Origin of the sequence: Romboutsia lituseburensis DSM 797 (genome assembly GCF_900103615.1) — a bacterium.
GTDB lineage: Bacteria > Bacillota > Clostridia > Peptostreptococcales > Peptostreptococcaceae > Romboutsia_F > Romboutsia_F lituseburensis.
The window spans coordinates 233,740-258,172 of record NZ_FNGW01000001.1; the positions used below are offsets into that span (position 1 = coordinate 233,740).

At 25.2% G+C, this 24,433-nt stretch carries 20 protein-coding genes; 2 read left to right on the forward strand and 18 right to left on the reverse strand.

What is annotated here, in order from left to right; genetic code table 11:
- Positions 1-234: 234 nt before the first annotated feature.
- The 15 genes from BLP75_RS01125 to BLP75_RS01195 all read right to left on the reverse strand — a co-directional run bounded on the left by BLP75_RS01125 (position 235) and on the right by BLP75_RS01195 (position 15,743).
- Positions 235-921 carry a GntR family transcriptional regulator gene (locus tag BLP75_RS01125; RefSeq protein WP_092722025.1) on the reverse strand — a complete coding sequence of 229 codons (687 nt, stop codon included), beginning with the start codon at positions 919-921 and terminating at the stop codon, positions 235-237.
- Positions 922-1,110: 189 nt separating this feature from the next.
- Positions 1,111-1,839, reverse strand: a complete 729-nt coding sequence (locus tag BLP75_RS01130; RefSeq protein WP_092722027.1) for a DUF975 family protein — start codon at positions 1,837-1,839, stop codon at positions 1,111-1,113.
- A gap of 241 nt (positions 1,840-2,080) precedes the next feature.
- Positions 2,081-2,974, reverse strand: a complete 894-nt coding sequence (locus BLP75_RS01135) for an FAD-dependent oxidoreductase (RefSeq protein ID WP_092722029.1) — start codon at positions 2,972-2,974, stop codon at positions 2,081-2,083.
- Between the two features lie 2 nt (positions 2,975-2,976).
- The gene (locus BLP75_RS01140) at positions 2,977-4,398 is read right to left on the reverse strand and encodes an NAD(P)/FAD-dependent oxidoreductase (protein WP_092722031.1); all 1,422 of its coding nucleotides are present in this window, start codon (positions 4,396-4,398) and stop codon (positions 2,977-2,979) included.
- Between the two features lie 193 nt (positions 4,399-4,591).
- Positions 4,592-5,419, reverse strand: a complete 828-nt coding sequence (locus BLP75_RS01145) for a DUF3298 and DUF4163 domain-containing protein (RefSeq protein WP_092722033.1) — start codon at positions 5,417-5,419, stop codon at positions 4,592-4,594.
- A 126-nt stretch (positions 5,420-5,545) separates the two neighbouring features.
- Positions 5,546-5,731: a DUF1858 domain-containing protein gene (locus BLP75_RS01150; RefSeq protein ID WP_092722035.1), complete on the reverse strand. Its 186-nt coding sequence runs from the start codon at positions 5,729-5,731 to the stop codon at positions 5,546-5,548.
- 2 nt (positions 5,732-5,733) lie between these two features.
- Positions 5,734-6,411, reverse strand: coding sequence for a nitrite/sulfite reductase domain-containing protein (locus BLP75_RS01155; protein ID WP_092722037.1), 678 nt, complete (start codon positions 6,409-6,411; stop codon positions 5,734-5,736).
- 6 nt (positions 6,412-6,417) lie between these two features.
- Positions 6,418-7,062, reverse strand: coding sequence for a hypothetical protein (locus BLP75_RS01160; protein ID WP_092722039.1), 645 nt, complete (start codon positions 7,060-7,062; stop codon positions 6,418-6,420).
- Between the two features lie 230 nt (positions 7,063-7,292).
- Positions 7,293-9,131, reverse strand: a complete 1,839-nt coding sequence (gene asnB / locus BLP75_RS01165) for an asparagine synthase (glutamine-hydrolyzing) (protein ID WP_092722041.1) — start codon at positions 9,129-9,131, stop codon at positions 7,293-7,295.
- 194 nt (positions 9,132-9,325) lie between these two features.
- Positions 9,326-11,194: a sensor histidine kinase gene (locus tag BLP75_RS01170; RefSeq protein WP_170827920.1), complete on the reverse strand. Its 1,869-nt coding sequence runs from the start codon at positions 11,192-11,194 to the stop codon at positions 9,326-9,328.
- 366 nt (positions 11,195-11,560) lie between these two features.
- Positions 11,561-11,782: a YdbC family protein gene (locus BLP75_RS01175; protein WP_092722045.1), complete on the reverse strand. Its 222-nt coding sequence runs from the start codon at positions 11,780-11,782 to the stop codon at positions 11,561-11,563.
- A 190-nt stretch (positions 11,783-11,972) separates the two neighbouring features.
- Positions 11,973-13,022 (reverse strand): endonuclease/exonuclease/phosphatase family protein, encoded by a 1,050-nt coding sequence (locus BLP75_RS01180; protein ID WP_242872356.1) that lies wholly within the window; start codon positions 13,020-13,022, stop codon positions 11,973-11,975.
- Positions 13,023-13,167: 145 nt separating this feature from the next.
- Positions 13,168-13,704 (reverse strand): hypothetical protein, encoded by a 537-nt coding sequence (locus BLP75_RS01185; protein WP_092722049.1) that lies wholly within the window; start codon positions 13,702-13,704, stop codon positions 13,168-13,170.
- Between the two features lie 129 nt (positions 13,705-13,833).
- Entirely contained in the window at positions 13,834-14,766 is a 933-nt protein-coding gene (locus BLP75_RS01190) for a DNA-processing protein DprA (protein WP_092722051.1), read from the reverse strand.
- 98 nt (positions 14,767-14,864) lie between these two features.
- Positions 14,865-15,743 carry an N-acetylmuramoyl-L-alanine amidase family protein gene (locus BLP75_RS01195; protein WP_170139091.1) on the reverse strand — a complete coding sequence of 293 codons (879 nt, stop codon included), beginning with the start codon at positions 15,741-15,743 and terminating at the stop codon, positions 14,865-14,867.
- Positions 15,744-16,075: 332 nt separating this feature from the next.
- Between BLP75_RS01195 and BLP75_RS01200 the strand changes: the two genes are divergently transcribed.
- Positions 16,076-19,237: a DEAD/DEAH box helicase gene (locus BLP75_RS01200; RefSeq protein ID WP_092722055.1), complete on the forward strand. Its 3,162-nt coding sequence runs from the start codon at positions 16,076-16,078 to the stop codon at positions 19,235-19,237.
- Positions 19,238-19,276: 39 nt separating this feature from the next.
- Here the strand turns inward: BLP75_RS01200 and BLP75_RS01205 are convergent, their stop codons facing one another.
- On the reverse strand, positions 19,277-20,071 hold the full coding sequence (locus BLP75_RS01205; RefSeq protein ID WP_092722057.1) for a putative ABC transporter permease: 795 nt from the start codon (positions 20,069-20,071) through the stop codon (positions 19,277-19,279).
- 355 nt (positions 20,072-20,426) lie between these two features.
- Here BLP75_RS01205 and nhaC point away from each other — a divergent pair, with 355 nt between their 5' ends.
- On the forward strand, positions 20,427-21,863 hold the full coding sequence (gene nhaC / locus BLP75_RS01210) for a Na+/H+ antiporter NhaC (protein ID WP_092722059.1): 1,437 nt from the start codon (positions 20,427-20,429) through the stop codon (positions 21,861-21,863).
- A 42-nt stretch (positions 21,864-21,905) separates the two neighbouring features.
- Here the strand turns inward: nhaC and BLP75_RS01215 are convergent, their stop codons facing one another.
- Together BLP75_RS01215 and BLP75_RS01220 are read right to left on the reverse strand one after the other, a co-directional pair.
- Positions 21,906-23,612, reverse strand: coding sequence for a PAS domain-containing sensor histidine kinase (locus BLP75_RS01215; RefSeq protein WP_092722061.1), 1,707 nt, complete (start codon positions 23,610-23,612; stop codon positions 21,906-21,908).
- A 145-nt stretch (positions 23,613-23,757) separates the two neighbouring features.
- Positions 23,758-24,357 (reverse strand): hypothetical protein, encoded by a 600-nt coding sequence (locus tag BLP75_RS01220; protein WP_092722063.1) that lies wholly within the window; start codon positions 24,355-24,357, stop codon positions 23,758-23,760.
- Positions 24,358-24,433 lie beyond the last annotated feature (76 nt).

Genomic DNA, 24,433 nt, shown 5'->3' on the forward strand with positions numbered 1-24,433 from the left:
TGTTGTACCTTCCTTTCATCTTCTATACTTGTATACTAGCATATCGTTTTTCTCAATGCAATACCTTTTCCTATTTTTTTTTATATTTTTACATTAACTGTCATTTTGATAAATATTTTTTAATTTTATTTTATTTTTAATTCTATTTTTATATTTTTTAATAAATACAATTTTACCTAAACAAAAAAGCCTTCATTAGAAGACTTATTTTTGAATTTAAGTTTAAATTATTTATTATTTAAAGAATCCTCTTAATTCTTCATTTTCATTTATTAATATTTCCCATTCCTTAGCAGGAGATACTATATGTATATTTATATAGTCTTCAATATCATCAAACTTTTTATTTTTTATTATATCTAGCATTTGCTCATGCTGATTTATTATTTGTATTTTATTACTTTTCATTTCAGATAAAAGTCTCATTCTATTATAATGAGTACTTATATTCATAATGCTTTCCCATATATTTATTTTTTCACATCCCAAAAATATTAACTTATGAAATTTTTTATCTAAATTATGAAATTCAAGTTCTTTTCCGTCTTTATCTGAAACTAGTTTTTGTGCAAATAAGTTTTTTTCTAATTCCATAAATAATTCTTCTGAAAAACCATTACAAGCTTCTCTTAAAACTTCTTTTTCTAATATAGATCTCATAAATATTGCTTCATTTATGAGACTTCTATCAATCAAAGACACATATGTACCTGATTGTGGCTTAACTTCTATAAGATGCTCATTTTTCAATCTCATTAAGACTTCTCTTATTGGAGTTCTCGATATATTCAGTTTTTCAGATAAATCAGATTCACTAAGTAGCTCTCCTGGTTTTAAATCTAATGACATTATGTTATCTTTTAAAACTCTATACGCATAAGCCTTTCCTGTTTCTTTATGTTTTTTTTCGTAAAGTATCATTATTCCTCCTATGTATTAATTTAATCTATGTTAGACAATTAACAATATATAATCTAGTATATTAGTATTTTTACTTTTCTTTTTAATAATATATCTTAATTCTATAAAATAAAAGAGTATTTTAAAATTTTTTTATAATTTTAAAATACTCTCAAGTTTATTTTTAAATTATTTTGTATCCATTATAACTTATATGTCCGTTTCTATTACTTTTAAACTATTATTTTTATCTAATTCTTTGTATAGGTTAGTTATAGTAAGTGTCATGTATGGAGTTAACCATAAATATCCTATCCCTAATGTAATAAGACCTAAAATAGCCCATCCAATAAAACTTAATTGAATAACAAATAATTCCCACTTATGACCTTTCATCATTTTTATACTAAGTTTCATAGCTTTAATTAATCCTAGTTGTTCTTTGTCTACAATTATATATGATGTCATTGACACGGCTAAGCTAAATATAGTAAGTAATACACCTAAAACTATTGATAATACTATTAATAGCCATGATACTGCGCTCAAACCACCATTTCCAAATATAAAATTAACACTCGATGCAACTGCTGCAACCCCTATAATTCCACCAATTATAGCTCCTATAATACCTATTATTACTACAAATCCTAATGATTTTAATAATGCACTTTTAGATACCAATACATCCTCAAATTTAGAATTATTCGGATTTTCTCTAAATTTCAAGAAAAATTTAGAAAAGCCTACAAATCCCCACACTTCTATTCCTAATGATACTAAAAATCCTATAAATATACCTAGTCCTGAATCAGTATGATTTTGAATTATAGATACTAAAATTACTACAACTGAATATATTAGCATTAATAATACAGGTACTTTCCAATTGCCTTTTAATTGACTTTTAGAAAGTTGCTTTAACTCTGCTCTACTCATAACGATACCTCCCCTTAAATTTTTACCTATAATATCTATATTCAACTTATAGCGTGATTGTGCTTTAATTAAAAATTATTCTATAAAAATATAAAATTTACCCATACAATTGATATAGTTTTTATCTATTAATATATTTCTATATAAAACAAAATCATTTTATGTAAAAACAAAAACTCTTAAAGAAATTTATTTCTATATAAATCACTTTAAGAGTTTTTATAAAATTATATTTGTTTTATTATTTTATATTATTTATAATATTTATACATTCCTTTTCAATATTTTCTATACAATTATGTATATAAATTCCATTGCCACAACCAAATATAGTTTCTCTTGATGTCATAAAGTTTTCATTTACTAAAGGACCTGTAGTTTCAGGATTTAGATTTATATTGCTTCTCATTGCAACTAATCCATCACTAAGCATAGGATTTGCAAATATTAATGTATCACAATCTACTTTTATAGTTTTTTTATTGTTAGATAAAGTAACACACTCTAATCTTCCATTTCCTTGTATAGAAGTTATATCATAACTTTCATATATATTATCTGTCAGGTTAAAAGTCTCTTTACTATTATCTTTTGTAATAATACCAACTACATTTACATTATGCTTTTTCAAATCATTTTCTAACATGTATAAAGTTGCATTCCCATATATAAGTATATTTTTTCCTGGAATAATTTTATCCATATTAAAAATTTTCTTAGCCATTGATAAAGTTAAGATACCTGAGCATCTATCACCAACCATGGTAACAGCTTTTCTACTTCCTTCTTTTGCTCCATTGGCTAAAATTATATTTTTTCCATTGATTTTTTCTATTCCATTTTTTTCACTTGTACAAATAATTTCATTGTTATCATCTATTTTTAAAACCATAGTAGATAATTGTATTTCTACGTTTTTGCAATTATCAAGCTTTTTTAAGAGTTCTTTTTTGTACTCTTTACCTGTTATATTTTTGTTTTTGCTTATATTATAGTCTCCTAATGTTAACGCCCCTCCTAATATAGGATCTTTTTCAATTAATAGTACATTATTTATGTTATTTTTATCAGCATTTATTGCACACAAAATACCCGCAGCACCTGCTCCTACTATAACTAAATCATACGTTCTCATAATTACTCCTCCTTAAATCCTATAGCATTTGAATCTTTGTTATTCTTATTTACTTCACTTATATCTATTCCTAATTCTTTACTTAATATATTTCCTATTGTAATCATGCATCCTACCCCTTGGCAACCACCCATCATAGCACGAGTTCTTCTTTTAACTGCATCTACTGTTTTAGCACCTAATGGTCTATTTATAGCTTCTAATACTTCACCCTCTGTAACTAACTCACATTTACAAACCATTTTTCCATAAGATGAATTTTTAGCTATTAATTTATTTTTTTCTTCTATACTAAGTTCATTAAATTTAGTTATACCTTTTCTATTAAATTTAAAGTTATTATTTTCTTCTAGTATTATTTTATCTTTTATCAATTCAACAATATAAGATCCAATAGCAGGTGCTGCTGTTAACCCAGGCGAATCTATTCCAATTACATTTATAAAATTTTTAGCATCAAAAGCTTCTTCTATTATAAAATCCTCTTCTTTAGTCTTAGGTCTTAATCCACTAAATGTATTTAGAACTCTATTTAGAGGTAAGCTTTTTATAGTTTTCTCACTTTTTTGAATTATTTCATCAATTCCTTCTCTAGAAGTTAAAATAGTATTATTAGCTTTAGCGTTTGGTCCTAATAAAAGATTTCCATCTACAGTAGGAGTTACTAAAACACCTTTACTTAACTTACTAGGTACTTGGAATAAGGTTTTTTTACATAAACTGCCTGCAACTTTATCAAACAAGCAATATTCACCCTTGACTGGATTTATTTCATATTTTTTGCTACTTACTAAGTTATTGATAAATGCTCCAGCTAATCCAGATGCATTTATTACTATTTTAGATTTAATAGCTTGTCCATTTTCTAAATTCATTTCATATACATCGTTATGTTTTTTTATATCTATAACTTCACTTCCTAAGCTAAACTCCACTCCATTTTCACAAGCATTTTCAGCTAATGCTATAGTCATTTCATAAGGACTTACAATTCCTGAGCTTTTAACATATAATGCTTTTTTTACATCTTTATTTATATTTGGTTCCATTATTAAAATTTCTTCTTTTTCTATTATTTCAAGTCCTGAAACCCCTATTGCTTCACCATTTTGTTTTAAATAATTTAGTCTTTCTGTCTCCTCTTCATTAAAAGCTAAGACTAATGCTTGATTTCTTTTAAATTTAAAATCTAGATCATTTGATAACTTTTCTATCATTTGATTTCCTTCTATATTTAACTTTGCTTTTAAACTATCTCTTTTTTCATTAAATCCGCCATGTATTATTCCGCTATTAGCCTTTGAAACACCTTCACAAATATCTTCATTTTTATCTAATACAATTATATCTAATTTATATTTTGATAGCTCTCTAGCTATAGAACAACCTACAACTCCAGCTCCTATGATAGCTATATCTTTCATAAACATCGCTCCTTTTAATTTCACTAACTTAATCATTTTTATCTTGCTCAATCTATATATTTATTATATATCTTTTATATATATAGGTAAAATTGATATACAATATGATAATCATTAATATTTTTAATAAATAAATTTACTATAATTGCAAAAGAAAATAGCCTTAAAAATATTATCAAGGCTATTTTTTTATTTATTTATTGTATTTTAAGTATTTTCCAAACTCATCCCATGTTAATTTAAACTTAGGAATTCCCACATAATATGGTGCTATTTCATAAAGTCCAAAATAGATCACTATACCATCATTATCAATATAAAAACTTTGATTATCACTTATACTTTTAAATCCTTCATCTCCTGTGAAATAGATATCTTTATTTTTTGAAATTTCATCATTTATAAATTTATTAACAATTTCTTTGTAATTAACATTTTCTTTAAACAAATCTTTTAATTTTAATTCTTTTTTATTTTCTAAATCATAATTAAAAGATTTCAAATAGCTCATTCCATGTGCTCCGCCTGTAAATTCATATAATTTTATAGGTATACTTATTAAATTATTTTTATTATATGTAACTTGATAATCAGAATAAGCTTCATACTGATATTTTACATATTGATCTTTAGCCTTAGAGAATATAGTTTTATATTGTTTCTCATATTCTTTTGATTCTTCTTCAATTCTGTTTTTGAAATCATTTATATAATTAAACATTTGTTTATTAATATCTTCAATAAATTCTATATTCGAGTTTTCATCATCTAAGTATTTATTTTTTATTTTTAAATTTGGGTAATGAATATCTGCTTTAAAAAATTCTTTATTTTCATCTATCTTCTTCATTTCTATAGTAAAAATATTATTTATAGAGCTATGTTTAGATTTAAATAATGGAAGTTCTATACAGTCAGCTTTATCGTCAATAGTTTTTTTATTAAAATTAGCATATGAAAAAGATGTACTTAAAAGTATAGTTATTAGACTTAAGCATGCTATTGGTTTTGTTTTTCTCATTATAAGTACTCCTTATATTTTATTTATTGTAAATATAGTTTCTTCTATATTTTTATATCTATACTAGAAATAACATATGATTTTTATAATAAAAAAACTACCTTCGTAATAAAGGTAGTTTAACTCTTATTTTTCATTTAATTTTTCTATTATTTCATCTAAGTTTAAGCCATGAATTTCACATGCTTGTTCTAATGTTTCCATTTGAGCTGAAGGGCATCCTATACATCCCATACCAAAACTCATAAGTATTTGTGGTGCATTAGGATTTACTTTTATTATCTCTGCTATTATAGTATCTTTTGTTATCATTGTTATAAACACTCCTTTAAATTTGATATTTGTAATACATCTTTTCTAAATGTATCTATTGTTATTCTGTCTATAAAGTCTCCAAGTTTTTCACCCATTTGACCATGTTCATTATAATAATTTAATATTACTTCCACTAAATTATATGCTTCTTGTTCTGATAAACCTTTTGTTATTATATCCGATTGTCTTGGATAAAATCCAGCGCTTCCTCCTGCTGTTATAAAAAACTTACCATCTATATCAACTAGTACTCCAATGTCTTTTGAATATACACTTGTACAAGCATTTCTACACCCTGCAACCCCAATTTTAGTTCTGTTTGGAAGTAGCATACCATGAAAATTTTTACTTATTTTTGTTCCAATACCTATTGTAGGATATTTTGAACGCTTGCAAAAATTTGCTGGGCACATTTCTACATTTTTAACTGAATATTGATTTTTTACAGCAGGTTCCATACCTAATTCTTGCCAAATAGTTTCCAAGTCTTCTTCTTTTAAATTAGTTATTAGTATTCTTTGCCCTGATGTTAGTTTTATTACTCCATTATATTTTTTAGCAACTTGTGCTATTTTTATAAGAGTCTCAGGTAATACAAATCCACCAGGTATATGTGGTGTTATTCCATAAGTTCTTTTTCCATTTTTTATTTTTTGTAAATTTCCATAATTACTCATGAATAATTATACCTTTCTTATTATATTAATAGTAACTCCATCTTTTTCTTTTTTGTTATATAAGTATTTAACACTTAAATTTTCTACAAATGATTTTATCCATAAATCTTTAAGTTCATAAAGATAGTTTAAATTTCCATTACCTTTTTCATAATTTTTTTTGTGTATACATCCTACTTGTTCAAATACTACATAATCATCATTTTTTTCTGTAATAGAAGTAGCTCTGTCACACGGCATTCCTGATAATATATAGTTATTTAATGATATATAAACGTTGTCTGGTGAATTTACTCTGTTACTTTCATCATTTGCACATTCAATAGCTTGTTTTTTATATTCTTCTGTACTTAACTCTTTACTTTTTTCTTTGTATCTATCGTAGTATTTACTTATTATATATGCACTTCTACTTTCTACTTCAATTATTTTATTTTGTAACCATCCATGTATATTGTTAACATCGATTAATTCTTCTAATGGTTTGTTTTGTATATATTCACCATATAATTTTATAGCTTCTTCTTGTACACTCAATACTTCTTCACCAAAAGTATCTATATGTACCTTTACTATATTGCTTTCTAAATCCTGTGTTAAGTTTATTTTATTAAATAACCAAGTGTGTATTGGTGCTAAAAATTGACTCATAAAATTCTCCTTCTATTAAATTATATATATTTATTATTACCTTAATTTTTTTAAGTATTTTAAATATTTATTTTATTAATTTTTTCTTTCTTGTTGATTTATTATATAAAATATAACTGAAATTTACTGTAACAAATGTTACAAAATAAAAAATAATTACCACATACTTTAAATTAATTTAAAATGTGTGGTAATTATTTTCTATTTTTATATTTTATTTTTGTAAAATACTAAAAATTAATAAAGAATTTCTCATACCATACTAAAAATGTGTATATAGTATATATCTTTCTTGCATTATTTTTTTTACCATTAAAATGCTCATCTAGAAGTTTAACTATTTTTTTAGTTTCAAAAAACTCGTTTGCATATTCACTAGTAAATGATTCTTTTATTATATTGTAATATTTTTCATCTTTAAACCAATATCTTATTGGTACAGGGAATCCCTTTTTTTCTCTTTTAGCCCATTCTTTTGGTAATTTCTTCTTAGCTGCTTCTCTTAAAGCAACCTTAGTATTTGTTTTATCAATCTTATATTTAGTAGGTATGGATTCTCCTACTTTCATAACTTCTTTATCTAAAAAAGGAACTCTTAATTCAAGTGAATGAGCCATACTCATTTTATCAGCTTTAAGTAGTATATCCCCAGCTAACCATAATTTTAAATCAAGATATTGCTTCTTAGTTATATCATCTTGATTTTTTACATTATCATATACAGGTTTAGTTATATTTTCTATAGATAAAGAATCCTTATATCTATTTTTTAAAATACTTTTTGCTTCCTTTTCTTCAAATATTAGTGCTTGTCCTATAAAATGATCTTCTACAGGGCAACCACCTCTTATAATAGTTGTTCTTCCTTTAAAGTGTGGTAATTTCTTAGCTACTAATCCTAATGGCTTTCTTATGTACAATGGTAACTTTTTATATTCTTTTAATTTTTCATCTTCATCATACCATTCATATCCACCAAATATTTCATCTGCTCCTTCACCTGATAAAACTACAGTAACATGTTCTCTTGCAAGTTCTGACAAGAAATAAAGTGGTATTGAAGATGGATTTGATTGAGGCTCATCCATATAATATTGTATATCATGTAGTTTTTCAAAACATTCCTCAGCTGTAAGTGTTTTTTGTATATTTTCTATACCTAACATATTCGATAAATCACTTGCTAAGCTTGTCTCATTAAATTGTTCTTGTTTAAATCCAACTGAAAATGTCTTTTCAGGCATTAGATTACTAACTATATAGCTTGAATCAACTCCACCTGATAAAAATGCCCCTACTGCAACTTCACTTTCACTGTGAACTTTTACAGATTCATCTACGACTTCTTGTATACGATTAACACTTTCTTTTAATGTTATATTTTCTTGTTTAAAATTTATATCCCAATATTGCTTAATTTCTAGCTTTTCATTTTTATAGGTCATAAAATGACCTGGTTTTAGCTTGAATACGCCTTTGAAAAAAGTTTCATCTAAAACAGAATATTGAAAAGTTAGATACGGCTTTAATGCATTTTTATTTACTTCTTTTTTAAAGTTTGGATGTTCTAAGAAACTTTTAATTTCTGAACCAAATATAAACGACTTATTCGAGCCTTCAACTACCTCTGTATAATATAGGGGCTTTATTCCGAAATGGTCTCTAGCTGCAAATAACTCTTTTTTATCTACATCCCATATTACAAAGGCAAACATACCTCTTAATTTATTTACCATTTTCTCTTTATACTCTTCATATAAATGTATCAAAACTTCACTGTCAGTACTTGTCTTGAATACATGTCCTTTTTCTAATAGTTTTTTTCTTAATTCTTTATAATTATATATTTCTCCATTAAATACTAGTACTAAGCTTCTATCTTCATTGTACAGTGGCTGCATACCATTACTCACACCAATTATACTTAATCTTCTAAATCCTAATGCTACATCACTATCCAGATATTCACCTTTTTCATCTGGACCCCTATGAACTATACGTTCCATCATTTTTTCTAAAACTTTTGATTTATTTTGTATATTATCTACAAAACCTGAAAATCCACACATACTAAATCCTTCCTGTAAATATATACTTAATATATTTATCTTGCATTAATTATTTCTCTCCACTATATAAGACTAAGTTCACTACAAAAAAGTTTCATAAAGTTTCATTTTTTTTAAATTTTTTATAAAATTTTATATAAAAAATGAAAATCAGACACAATATAAAATACTAAATTATACTGTGTCTGATTTTCCTATACTGATTTTACAGCTGTATATATGTCGGAAAACTCTATATTTATATTTTCAACATATTTATTGTGCTTAATCTTTTCTATTTTTTGTTTTTTACATTCACATACTATTATAGGAATATTTACAATAAATTCACTTCCTTGACCTTGTTCACTATAAACACTTATACTTCCTCCATGCAGGTCAACCAGTGATTTTACTATTGATAAACCAATTCCACTTCCTTCACTTTTTTTCGTCATTCTATTGTTTACTTGTTTAAACAATAAAAATACTTCATCTAATTTATCTTTTGGTATTCCTATACCACTATCTTTCACACTAATTTCTAGACTTTCATCTGTAAAGTTTAAACCAACCTCTATTTGTCCATTTTCATTGTTATATTTGATCGCATTAGATAATAGATTTAACATTATACGTTCCATTTTTTCTAAATCAAATGCCATAATTTTTTCTTCTAAATTTGTATCAAATATTAACTTTATATGTTCTTGATTAGAATAGTATTGAACTGAGTCACATATATTTTCAATAAACTCCACAATATTATAATTTATTGGATTGAACTCTAAACATCCTGCATTTAACCTTGTGCTATCTATTAAATTATTTACCATTTTCAATAATCTATATCCATTTTGTTTAATTATATTAGTATATGTACGGTAGTCTTTGCTGTCATCTCCTTTATCCATCATAAATTCAATTAATTGAATTGAGCTAAATATAAGGTTTAATGGTGTTTTAAACTCGTGGGAGAGATTTGCAAAGAACTCCATTCGTAATCTTTCAAATTCTAATTCAGCTTCTCTTCTATGTGATATATCCCTTGAAATACCAAGTACCCCACCAACCATTTTATGATCATCTAAAAATGGCACCTTTATAGTTTCAAAATACATTATTCTTCCATCACTAGCTTCAAAAGAGTTTGTGGTTATTAATGATCTTTTAGTTCTCACAATCTCTTTTTCCTCAGCTTCGTATTTTTTTATTTTTTTGTCTAATGTATTAATTTCTTTTTCACTTTTGCCTATTATATCTTCTTTTGTCATATTTCTATTCTCGGCAAATACTTTGTTACAATGCCTAAAAATCCCATTTACATCCTTAAAAAATATACTATCAGGTATTGTATCGCTTATTAATTCTAACATTCTAGAGTCAGAAATTTTATCACTTATTGTTTTTCTATCTTTCCATAAAGTATTTGCACACATGCCTATTGTACCTATTATATTTCCATCTTCATCTTTCACCACTTTATTTATACCATCATAACAGTTTTCATTAAAAAATGATAAGGCTTCTACATAATCTTTTTTCCCCTCTAGAAGTTCTTTATCATCTTTAACAAATCTCTCTGCTATTTCTTTCGGAAAAATTTCAAAATCATTTTTTCCTATAATATATTCTGGTGTAGCGTATTTATATGATTCATAAGGCCTGTTTATATAAACATACTTTCCATTTTTATCTTTACACCACAAATAAACATCCATTTTTTTAATTAATTCTTTTATATTTTCATCTATCTCTATTTTTTTAGTGAACCATATTATATATTTATTTTTACTGATATGCTTAACATCTATCTTATAAAAAGAATTTAAAAGACTAACATATTCTAAAACTTTAAATTGTTTAACACCATCTTCGATATTTAATATAAAGTTTTTACACAATTCTTTATCTAGCTTATAATCAAAGTTAAGTTTAAAAACATCTTTTTTTATTTTGTCTAATTCACCATTTATCCCTAATATGTTTATATAGTATTCATCTTCCTTACGTGTATATTCTATCCACATGCAAGGTACAGGACTATCCAAAATTATTTTTATATACTCCTCATTTGATAACATATATAAATAAATGCCCCCCATCTTGTTAAATTAACAATCACAATACTTCTATTATATTATATATAAAAACAAAAGTGAATTTTTTATACTAAAATAGATTTTTTTATTATTTATAGTATAATTTTGTTTTTATATGTATTTTAAATTAATTTAACATAATAATATAATTAATTAAGTATTTATTTATATTTTCATTATTTTTGAAAGAAAAAACTATTATTATATTTTTTATATTTTTTTATTTTTAATTTATTCTATATTTATTTTTATATTTAAAAATATTATTAGTGAGTTTTGAAATGCAAATTATATATAAATTTTGTTAAAATTTTAGCCCCATACACAAATTGTGCATGGGGCTATTTATTATAAATTCATTTCATTCAATAAATTTTTAAGAGCCTTTAATTCTTCATTAGTTAAAGTTATACCTTTGCCCATTTTTTCATGATTTGGAGACCAGTCTCTTAAATCAAATTTAGGAGTATTTCCATTCCAACTTATAATATTTAACTCTTTTGTCCATCCTTTTGATGAATCTGATAAAATTCCTATTTCTTCATGTATTTCAAATTTTATGCCTGCCATTTTATTCACCTCACATTAGTTATTTTACTATATTTTATTTATTTTTTATTATAACTTTTTATCATTTCAATATAATTTTTCTTTGCTTCATCACTTATTTTCGTAAGCTTAATTAAAATATTATATATATTACCTATATCTTATTTAAAAATACAACTTCATCACTATTTAATATAGAATTTTAAATTCATTACTTTAACATTAATTTTATTGTTACAGGATTATGATCAGTATGTCTAAACTCTAAGTTTTTACCAGATACATCAATAATATCTACATTATCCGAAACTAAAAAACCGTCTATAACTGACAATAGATTTTCTCCTTTTTTATAAGTTATATCCATAGTTCTAGACGTTGGGACTTCTTTATCATAAGCCCACCTAAAACCTTTAGGTTTAAAATCCTTTGGTATATCTTGTAACCAATTAGGTTTTTGTTGCGTTGTTTTAAATGAGGTAAAATGAGTTCCTGGAATTTGTTGATTCCAATCTCCACCTACTACAACATAACTTCCTTTATTATACTCATTTTCTAAAAATTCACTTAAAAATCCTAACTGTTCTTTTCTTATTTTACCTCCTTTATCATATGCAGATAAATGGGCATTTACAAGTACTAGGTCTTTATATTTTTTTATAGGTATTTTATTTACCATAATGCATCTATCCAACTCTCCAAGTTGCACTAAAAAACTTTCTTTTCCCGGTAAATCATACCTTGTACTCTCTTTTATATAGTACTTTGACATTGTTGTAAGTCCTGATAAAACTTGTCCATGTGGCTTGGATATTGGTATTGGAACCCATGGTACTTTATAATTTATAGCAAACGTAAATCCATAAGTTTTGAATTTTTCTTTTATAGTTTCATATTCATTTATTTTATAGCTTCTTGTTGCTCTTTTATCTACTTCCTGTAAAAAATATATATCTGAATTTAACGATTCAAGCTCTGATATAACTCCATTTAGATTTTCTAAAGTTTTTTCTTTACTAATAGACCTTGATTGTGTTCCTCCATCCATAAAAAAATCTATATCTTTATCTGTTCCACAATATCCAATATTAAAAGTTGTTATAGATATTTCATCTTTATTTTTTATGTATCGTTTTTTATTATTTTCTATGTTTATTTTAATTTCACTTTCTGGCTTATAATCAGTAACTATCATAAACAATATATAACTACCTATAATAATTATAAAAAAGACTAAGATCCCCAATATTATTTTTATCATACTTTTCCCCTTCATATGATACTCCTTTTGATTTATTATATGTAAATAGTATCATACATATATAATTAATAGGACGTATTTTTATTTTTTATGTAAAAAAGGCATACTATTAATAATTATTTTTACATTTAGTATGCCTTTTTATCTATATAGTAAATCTTTCAATTAAATTATTTATTATCTCTTCTAAATCTCCACATTCTTCTACTTCTATTATCCTTGGATTTGAACCTCTCTCATAATTAACAACACTTATAACAAAATCCTTCCCCTCTACATCTTCTGTATCTATTAAAACACCTACATAATGATCTAAATCTATACTTAAGTCACCTATATCTTTTATAGTATGTTTATCTGAATACTCATCACCTTTATAATGCTTTAAACTGTACTTAGTACCATCTATAAATTCAAACTTTTCTTGGCCTTCATACGTTTGACCTACTATAAATAATAATGCATATTCTTCATCTAGTAATACTCTTTCGTAGTCACTTGCATCTTCTAATTCTTCATAGTCTTCATCAAAAGTTATTACGTCCATATAATCTCTATCTATTAAATTTATTCTAGTTACAGATTCATTTTGACCATAAAGCATTTCTTTTATATTATCTTCATAATAGTTTATAAAACCACTTAATTTAAGTTCATCTACACTAATTCTTATTTGTTCCATTTATAATATTTCCCTTTCCTTAATTTATATTAACAACATATAAATTTTTCATATGAGTAGGATAATAATATCATAATTCTTTAGTATTTTGAATATTTTTCTACAATTTTCTACAATTGTTTTATTTTTTTATATCATAAACTTTAGCTGTTTTTCTATATTATTTATTTTATCTTTTTTATCTCTTTTTAAATTATTTATTTTATCTTTTAATTCTTCTATGTCTTTTTCATTATCTATAACTACACATCTGTCGTCTTTTTTTATTTTCTCATTTCCATCTGCACTTATATCTACACACGAAATAATTTTACCTTGTGATTTTGCAAAATCTATAGTGTGCATACTTCCTGAGTTTAAACTTGATTCACATAGTAAAACACATTTACTTATTCCGCTTTGTATTCTATCTCTTTCTATAAACTGATTTTTAGATACATTTTTACCAATAGGATATTCGCTTATCAAACACCCATTATTCTCAATTATGTTTTCAGCTAGATAATTATTTCTATAAGGATATATTTTATCTATTCCTGAGGGAAGTACTGCTAGTGTAATTCCATTTCCATCTAAACATCCTTTATGAGCTTGTTCATCACATCCTATAGCTAGTCCACTTACTACACAGTACTTATCTTTTCCAAAATCATATCCTAATTTATACGCCATCTTTAATCCATCAACACTTGCATTTCTACTTCCAATAATATTTATTTTTTCAGTTTTTTCTATGCAATTATAGTTACCTTTGTAAAAAAGCATAACCGGCTTATCGTCTATTTGCTTTAAACTATTAGGAAACTTTTCATTTAGTATATCTATGTATTTTATATTTGTTTTGTTAGAGTTTAAAATTATATTATAACTTTTTTCTTTAGCTTTTTTTATTTCATCTAGTGTAGGTAGATATATTCTTTTGTTTTTTAATTTGCTATTTATAAAAATTTCTAATAAATCTAATTCATTTAAAGGTAATTTTTCCATGTCTTTTATTAAACTAAGCACTGTTTTTCTTCCTATACTGGGTATACATAATAATGTCAATACTATATTATCCATATATTAAAAGCTCCTTAAATATCTATTTTCTATTGTAGGTTCCCACTTAGATATAAAAATATGCTACTATAATAAAATAGTAGCATATGCTTTAATTTTTACTTATTTTTATTTATATACTGCATAACCATATCTAATGTTTCCCATCTGTCTTTTCCCTGGAAATTAAAATTACCTTTTAACTTTTCACATGCTCCTCCTATGACAAATACAGTTTCTCCTAAACCAGGTTTATAAATACTCAAATCTACTACTATACAATATTTCAAATGCCAACTTAATATTTGTGCTATATTTTCATCAACTTGACTATTATATACAACACAGTATTTGTATAATTCTTCTTGAACTGCAGGAGGGTCTGTTGGCTTTTCTGGTTGACTTGGCTTATATTCTATTCCAAAATATTTACAAACACCTTGCATTGTAGCTTCTGCTAATTCAGCTCTATATTCTTTTAATATTTTCAAATCATCTTTATTTGTATAAAATGCATACTCTTCTAATATTGATGGCATCTGAGCTTTATATATAACCGTAAAATCAGCTACCTTAACACCTCTATCTTTTGCATTTGAATCTATTGATTTTATCATCTTGTAAACTGAGTCTTGAACATATTTAGCTGCATCTTTTGAACTTTGACTAGCATTTGATGCAACATATGTTTCTGTTCCTCTTGCCGCATTAAACTCCGTTTGATACGCGTTAGAGTGTATACTAAAAAATAGTGCTGGAGGTTTATTTTGAGATTTCCAATAATCATTTGCTAGTTCTGCACGCTTTGTTAATCCCATCTCATCTTTTTTTTCAGGATTAGGATTTGTTAAATAAACATTTAATCCATGTTTTTGAGCTAATTCTTTTATTCTATTTTGCATATCAGCATTAAATTCCCATTCTCTCATTGATTTGTCAGGTGCTTCTTTACCTTGAACGTACTCAGCATGACCACTATCTAAAATTAACAATTTCATTTTATCAACTCCCATTTAAGTTATATAATTTCCGTCTATAAATTTAGCTTAATTCAAATACTACTTTATAGTATTTATTAATATCTATTAAGCTATTAAATTTTAAGAATATAGTTTTCTGTCTCATATTATCTTATTAAAAGGAACATAAATATGTACTTACTAATTAAATTTATTTTTTACTTGTGTAAATGTATTAAAGTGTAGTATATTTAAAGTTCATGGTTTTATTGTTTTTAATATAAAATATATTAATTTTATTTCTGTTATACTTTATATTAAAAATATTAAAAAATATTTTTTAGTTAAATATGAGGGTGGGGTGAAATACATTGGATTTTAAACTAATACAAGACTTAATTAAATCGAGAACGGATACCTCTAGATGGGTTAGGGGAATTAAATACTTTAATAGAAGATTAGTCGATCATGTTACCTTTAATACAAGTGAAAGTATACTTTCTTTTGAAGGAATTTGTGAATCAGAATACTATAATGAAGTTTACCCAACGTATGTTGCTATTGATATAAATGATATGAAAATAATTAGCACTAGATGTACGTGTGAAGATTTTAGAGCAAAAAGTCTTACTGATTCTTATTTTATATGTAAACATATAGCAGCAACTTCTATATATGGCATTCAATTAGCAAAGAGAGATTATGCTACTGGATTAGTTACTAAGATAACAGAAAAAGAAAGTTTAGTAGTTGTACCTTCTCAACCTAATAAAAAGTTGCTTTTTCATTTTGATAACTCAAAAAAAGAATTTATCAATTTAGAAGTAAATGTATCTATAGAAGACGAAAAAGTTTTTGCAGATTTTAAAATAGGTCAAGATAAAATGTACGTGTTAAAAAATATTAAAGACTTTGCATATGCTAAAGCTAACGGATATACATTACAATATGGTAAAAATTTCACTTATAATCCTAATATTCATATATTCGAATCTAAATATGATAATTTAATTGATATATTAGAAAACTACGGCAATAATTTATCATCTTATTTGAGTGTATCTAATCCTAAATTAATGCATATAGGTAAAAGTGAATTAAAGCTATTTTTAAATAATTTAAAAGATATACCATTCACTCTTACATTAAATGATACTGTGTATAGTCCTAAAATTTCAACTCAGACTTTACCAATTTCTTTTGATGTAGAAAATGAGGATGGAAAAATAAAATTAAAAGCTAATAATGATTTACCAATTCCACTTACAAGCAAAGGTGATGTAGTCTTATTTAATGAATATATATATCTATTATCATCTAATTACAGCTATAACTATGTAAATCTTTACTCTGCACTTAAAGAACAGAAAAGCATTTGTTTCGATAAAGAAGATACACAAGGTGTTTTTAGTAATTTAATACCTAAACTATCTCAATTTTGTAAATCTATTAGTATAGACAATGAAATAAAAAATAATATAGTCAACTCATTTAAAACAAAGTTTTATTTTGATCTTAAGGGAACTACTATAATATGTGATGTTAAGTATATATATGATGATGAAAATGGAACTAAATTTATACTTAATGATTTAGATAAAGAACAAATAATAAAAGATAAGATTACATCTTTAGGGTTTAGTTTTGAAAGTAACTTTTTTGTATTTAAAGGCACTGATGAACAACTTTATGAACTTCTAAGTGAAGAGATTATAAACTTAAAAGAAATTGGAGATGTTTATTATTCAGATAAATTCAAAGCTAAGAAAATATATAACTCATCATCTATTCAAGCATCACTAAGAGATGGAGTTGATGGATACTTAGACTTTTCATTTAATATAGAAGATATAAACAAAGATGAATACAAAGATATTATATTAGCATTTAAAGAAAATTCTAAGTTTTATAAATTAAAAAATGGTAACTTTTTAAATCTTGAGCAAAAAGAAACAAAAGATTTCTTTGAACTTTTAGACAATTTAGACTTAGTTAATAATAGTGAGTCATCTAAAATTCATAATAGTAAAATGCTTTACTTAAATGACTTTTTTGAAAATAAAAATTTAGATTTTATTTCAGGAAAAGATTTAGTAAAAGATATATCTAAAAAATTTGAAAATATAAAAACTTTAAAGATCGATGTTCCAAATGATTTAAAAGCTAACTTAAGAGAATATCAGGTTGATGGTCTTAATTGGTTTAACACATTAAATCATTATGAGTTTGGTGGAATACTTGCAGATGAAATGGGACTTGGTAAAACTTTACAAACTATAAGTTTCTTATTATCTAAAAAAAGTGATACGTGTAAAAGTATAATAATTACACCAACGTCTTTAATTTATAATTGGAAAAATGAATTTGAAACTTTTGCACCTACAATAAAAGTTTTATTAGTTCATGGAAATAAAAAAGATCGAGAAAAGGCAATTGAATCAATAAATGAATATGATGTAGTTATAACAACTTACGGAACACTTAGAAATGACTTAGAAAGCTATTCAAATACAGTATTTAATTACTGTATAATCGATGAGGCACAAAATATAAAAAATCCAATTGCATTAAGTACAGAAGCTGTAAAAAATGTTAATGCTAAAGTTAAGTTTGCTCTTACTGGTACACCTATAGAAAACAATTTAATGGAATTATGGTCTATTTTTGATTTTGTTATGCCGGGATATTTATATAATAAAAGTAAATTCCAAGACTTATTTATATATAGTGATAATAATAGTGAAAACTTAAAAAAATTAATAAAGCCATTTATTCTAAGAAGAACTAAATCTGAGGTTATGAAAGAATTACCAGAGAAAATCGAGAAAAAGTTCTTTGTAGAATTAAATAAAGATCAAAGAAAAATATATAGTACTTATGTTTCTGACTTAAGTAAAAAACTTCAAGAAAAAGATGTTAAAAAAGATAGAATAGTTATTTTTTCTTACTTAACAAAATTAAGACAATTATGTTTAGATCCTCGAATAATTTTAGAGGACTATAATAAAAAAAGTTCAAAAATAGAAACTACAATAGAACTTTTAAATGACTACATTGAAAATGGTCATAAGATACTTTTATTCTCTCAGTTCACTTCTGTTCTTAAAAACTTAGGAAATGAACTTAATAAAAATAATATATCTTATTCTTATATAGATGGTCAAACACCTGCTAAGGAAAGACTAAAACTTGTTGATGAATTTAATACTAGCGACAATAATAAAGTATTCTTAATATCTTTAAAAGCAGGTGGAACAGGTCTTAACTTAACTAGTGCAGATGTTGTTATACATTTTGACCCTTGGTGGAATCCATCAGTTGAAAACCAAGCTAGTGACAGAGCTCATAGATTTGGTCAAAAAAATGCTGTTGAGGTTATTAAATTAATAGCTAAAGGAACTATAGAAGAAAAAATAATAAAACTTCAAGAAAATAAAAACGAACTTATTGAAGAATTTATAAATGGTGATCTCTCTAATCAAAATACTCTTAGAAGTCTTTCTGATAAAGAAATAATTGATTTATTTAATTAATAAAAAAGAGTTATTATAATTTTTTATAATAACTCTTTTTTATTTATGCTTATTTTTTATAATTTGTTTAAGACTACTAAATCTTTCATGGCTATATTTATGTTTCATATTTGGAAATGCTTTTATTATTCGCCTTTGATTTATTGATTTGTTTTTTATGGTATATAGTTTTTTTATAATTTCTTCAATTTTCTCTGTTTTTATTTCACCTTTATTTTTAAGATTTTCCAATAAACTCTTAATATTATCTTCATCAAATCTTTCAGGATTTATATTTATATGTTTTAACTCTATAGTTAACTCCTCTAATGATTTTAATTTGTATTTTAAATTATTCATAGATAATATAGTAAAACTTAAATCAATACAAAGTAGTATAAGATTGTTTATTGCTAAAAATATTAAAAATAATGTTGGTATAGATAATATAAAACTAGATATACTCTTATGAATTACTTTAATTAATACAACTGACATTGCTCCAAATAATAAAGAGTTTTTGAGACATACTCTTCCCTTTATATTAAATTTTTTTCTTGAGTAATCCCACCATGTTGTCTTAAAAAACATTTCTAGCAAATAACCAGTTATATATTCAAGTATGGATGTTACTATTATTCCACATAAAAAAAGCTCAAAAATATTATTTCCATATCTTTTAAGAAAAAAAATAACAATCAATGCACCAAATCCATAAATAGGACATACTGGGCCATTTAAAAAACCTCTATTTATAATTTTTTTATGACCGATAGAACAATAAATGCATTCACTAATCCACCCTAAAAATGCATATATGAAGAAGTATAATATAATTTCTAAAAATACCCTCATTTATATCACCCTTAAACTCTAAGTTATTATATTATTCTATGAATGTATTTATATTTTGTTATTACTCTTATAGCTTAGTTGTGCAAATATTTTTGCAATTCTGCATATTTATTTGCACTTTGCTAAAAATTTCAGTTCACAAATGTTAAAGATTCATTAAATTTTTTTAATATATTTAAATTTTCTTAACATTGATATTTTCTAAATTGTCTAAATATTTAAACTTTATTATCTGATTTTTACGGCCTTATATTTTATTTTGGCACAAAAATTGCTTTATAAAACTAAAAAGCATATCCTTTCGTAACTTTCATCTATAAGTTAGATTAAAAATTTAAGGGGGTTTTTATACCATATGGAAGATAAACAGAAAAGGCAAGCTACGTTATTTGATGCATTAATTCCTATAGGATGTTTAGTATTATTTTTAGGTGTTTCTATTTTTAAATTTGGGGCTTCTCCTCATGTTCCATTGATTGGAGGTACTATTGTTGCTGCACTTATCGCAGTTTGCAGATTAGGTTATTCGTGGGGTGAACTAGAAGAAAGTATGTTTGTAACTATAAAAATGGCTATGCAAGCTATTTTAATAATCATGATAATAGGTGTTCTTATTGGAACATGGATAATCAGTGGTATAGTTCCTGCTATGATATACTGGGGGCTTGAAATTCTATCACCACAAATATTCTTAGTAGCAACTGTATTAATCTGTGGAATTGTATCTATAGCTACAGGTTCTTCCTGGACTACTATGGGAACAGTGGGTGTTGCACTTCTAGGAATCGGTCAAGGGTTAGGGATACCCGCACCATTAGTTGCTGGTTCTATAATATCAGGTTCATACTTTGGAGATAAGCTTTCTCCACTATCAGAAACTACTAACCTTGCTCCTGCTATGGCTGGTACTAATTTATTTGATCATATAAAATTTATGCTTTATTCCACAGTTCCATCATTAATTATTTGTTTAATCATTTATGGTTTTATGGGAATGAAATATGTTGGACAAGATTTAGATTTATCTCAAATTACTTTAATCAGAGAAACTCTGGCAAGTTCATTTAACACATTATCTCCTATTTTATTTATTCCACCAATAATAGTTATAACATTAGTAATATTTAAAGTTCCTGCAATTCCAGGGCTTATAGCTGGTGCTGTCTTAGGATTTGTATTCGCTATAGTATTCCAAGGAGCATCTGTTGGAGATATTATTAACACTGCTCATAGTGGATTTGTTTCTTCTAGTGGAGTTGCTGCAGTTGATGACTTGCTATCTAAAGGTGGATTAATGTCTATGATGTCTACTGTATCACTTACAATATGCGCCTTATCTTTAGGAGGTATTTTAGAGAAAACAGGAATGCTACAAGTTTTAGCTTCTTCTATACTAAAGTTTGCAAAAGGAACATTTGGCGTTGTATTTGCTACAATGGCTACATGTGTCCTAACAAATGCAGTTGCTGGTGAACAATACCTTTCAATAGTTATACCTGGTAGAATGTATAAAGATGAATACTTAAAAAGAGGATTACATCCAAAAATGCTTTCAAGAGCGCTTGAAGACAGTGGTACAATGAGTTCAGCACTAGTACCCTGGAATACATGTGGTGCTTACATATATGGTACATTAGGAGTTAGTACATTTGCTTACTTCCCTTATGCTTTTTTAAATTTAATAAATCCTTTAGTTTCTTTATTCTTAATAGCTATTAAATTTAAAATTGAAACTATATCTGAAGATGAAATAGAGAAACTACAAAACCCTGAAAATCAAAGCTTAGCTTAAAAATAAAAATGCTTACCTAAATTTTAGGTAAGCATTTTTTATTTATACGCCATATATATCCGAAAATTCAATGTTACATTTTTCAATTTTACTACTTTCTGCTGATGAAGATATTGTACTTTGATATTCATTAACATCTATTTTTTTATTAGGAATATCAAACTTAAATTCTGTTCCTACTCCAACTTTACTTTCAACATTTATATTTCCATCATGCATTTCTACTAGTGATTTCACTAACGACAGACCTATTCCACTACCCTCACAAGGTCTAGCTAATATATGATTACCTTGAACAAACCTATTAAATATTATTGGTAACTTCTCTTCTACTATACCCTCTCCATTATCTTTAACGGATATGTTTATATTATGTTTATCTATATTAAGATTAACATATATATATCCACCTTGTTTTGTATATTTTATTGAGTTTGATAATAAGTTTAATAGTATTCTCTCTATCTTTTCTGGATCGCATGCCACTATGTACTCTTCATAATTAGTATCAAATATTAAATTTATTCCATTACCTTCTATATACTGAGCAACGGATAGTGTTATATCTTCTACTACTTTTACAATATCGTGATTTGCGAGTTTAATCTCATAGTATCCATTATCTATTCTAGTCATATCTATTAAATTATTTACAAGTCTTAGTAATCTATATGAATTTTGTTTTATCAACTTAAGATACTTGTCTAAATCAAAATTGTTATTACAAACTATGTTATCATCAGAATAACTTTTTGTAATTAACTGCATCGTACCTAGAATTATATTTAAGGGTGTTTTAAATTCATGAGACATATTTGCAAAAAATTCATTTTTTATACTTTCTAAAGCAATAGCCTCTTCTAATTGCTTTCTTTTTTCTTGTTCTTCTACGTCTTTGGTTATATCTCTTATAGTAAATGCAAATGTTTCTCTTTCCTTTATTAGCTTAATTCTCCACCTAAAGCATTTATAAGTATTATTTTTACATCTTATCTTATTTTCTATAGTTTTTACTTCTTCATCGGAGCTTATCAATATATTAATAAAATCATCTTTATCTTTTTCATGTACTAGATCTAATATATTAAAGTTTAATAGTTCCTTTTCGCTCCATCCTAAGCATTTACTCCATGCTTTAGTAGATGTTTTTATTTGACCGTTAATCGCCATGCTTCCTACTAAATCTACAGAAATGCCTAGTAATAGTTCAAAATCCTTCTTTATTAGCTTAGATTTATATATTTCGCCTAACATTACTTCTATATCTTTTTTTAAATCTTGCGCTTTTATAAGTTTACTTACATCTTTACCCTCTTCTAAATTATCTAATAATTTATTTAATCTTTCTATACATTTAGCCGTCTTATCTATTTCTTTTTTTATACTTTTTTCTATTGTTGTATTCTCTACATTTTCATTAAAGTTTATAACCTTTACATTATCACTAAAAATTATTATCACGTCTTTGTCTAAAAAAGTATCCTCTACTATTTTACTTTCAAGCTCTATAGTTTTTTTTGATGTAATTAATCGTATGGCTAATTTTAATTTTTTAATTTTTTTGCTTTCTTCTATAATTTCGCTTATTATATTCTTTTCTTCTTTTCCATCTATAACTATTTTTATATCTAATATATCCTCACTATTAATTTCTAGCTTATTTAACAACTTTTCATTGCATAATACTGGATCTAATTGCTTATCTAAAATTATTACACAAGTATCTAAATTATCCAAAAACTGTTTCATTGATATAACCCCCACAAGACTTCATCTACAAGTATAATTCTACATTTTTAGATAATTTCCTTGTTAATTTATAAATTTGTAACTATTTCTATATTTCTTATACTTTTTATAAAGGTAAATTTAGTAAATACTATTTTAAATTAACTTATCTGATAAGTTTTATACAATAATAAATTATTATTATCGTGGTTATACTATTAGCTATTTTTATATTTAAATTAAATTTAATTAAATTTTCTGCTATCTTAGGTCCTATAATGTTCTTGAATACAAAAAATAATATTGCTGTAAATATTACTCCCATAGAAAATAATTGTAAATTTAAATAAGATTTTATTATTGGAAGTATATCTACAATTCCAATTAATATAAATAAATTAAATATAGATGATAATAAAGTTGTATATTCATCTTCTTTTAAGATATATTTTTCAAAAAAAGCTTTATCCTCAAATGAATATATTTCTTTAGGTATTTGATCTATTTTTAAAAATTCAAAATCATTTGTATATACTCCAACCTCAACTAAGTATATAGTTAAAATTTCATATCTATGTTCTAACTTTTCCTTGTAAACTTTTTTTATTTTAAAAATTTCTTTATCTAAGTTTTCAGCAATTTCTGTCTTTATTGTATTTATAATATCGCTATTTTCTTTCACCTTAGTTTTTATATAAAAATTTCCATCATGTAATAGTATATTGTCCCATTGATTTTTTATAACAATTCCTATGTACTCATCCATAGAATCACCTCATAATTTTTCAATGTAAAATTTCATGTAAATTATATCAGATTCGGCTTAAAAATTATGTTAAACT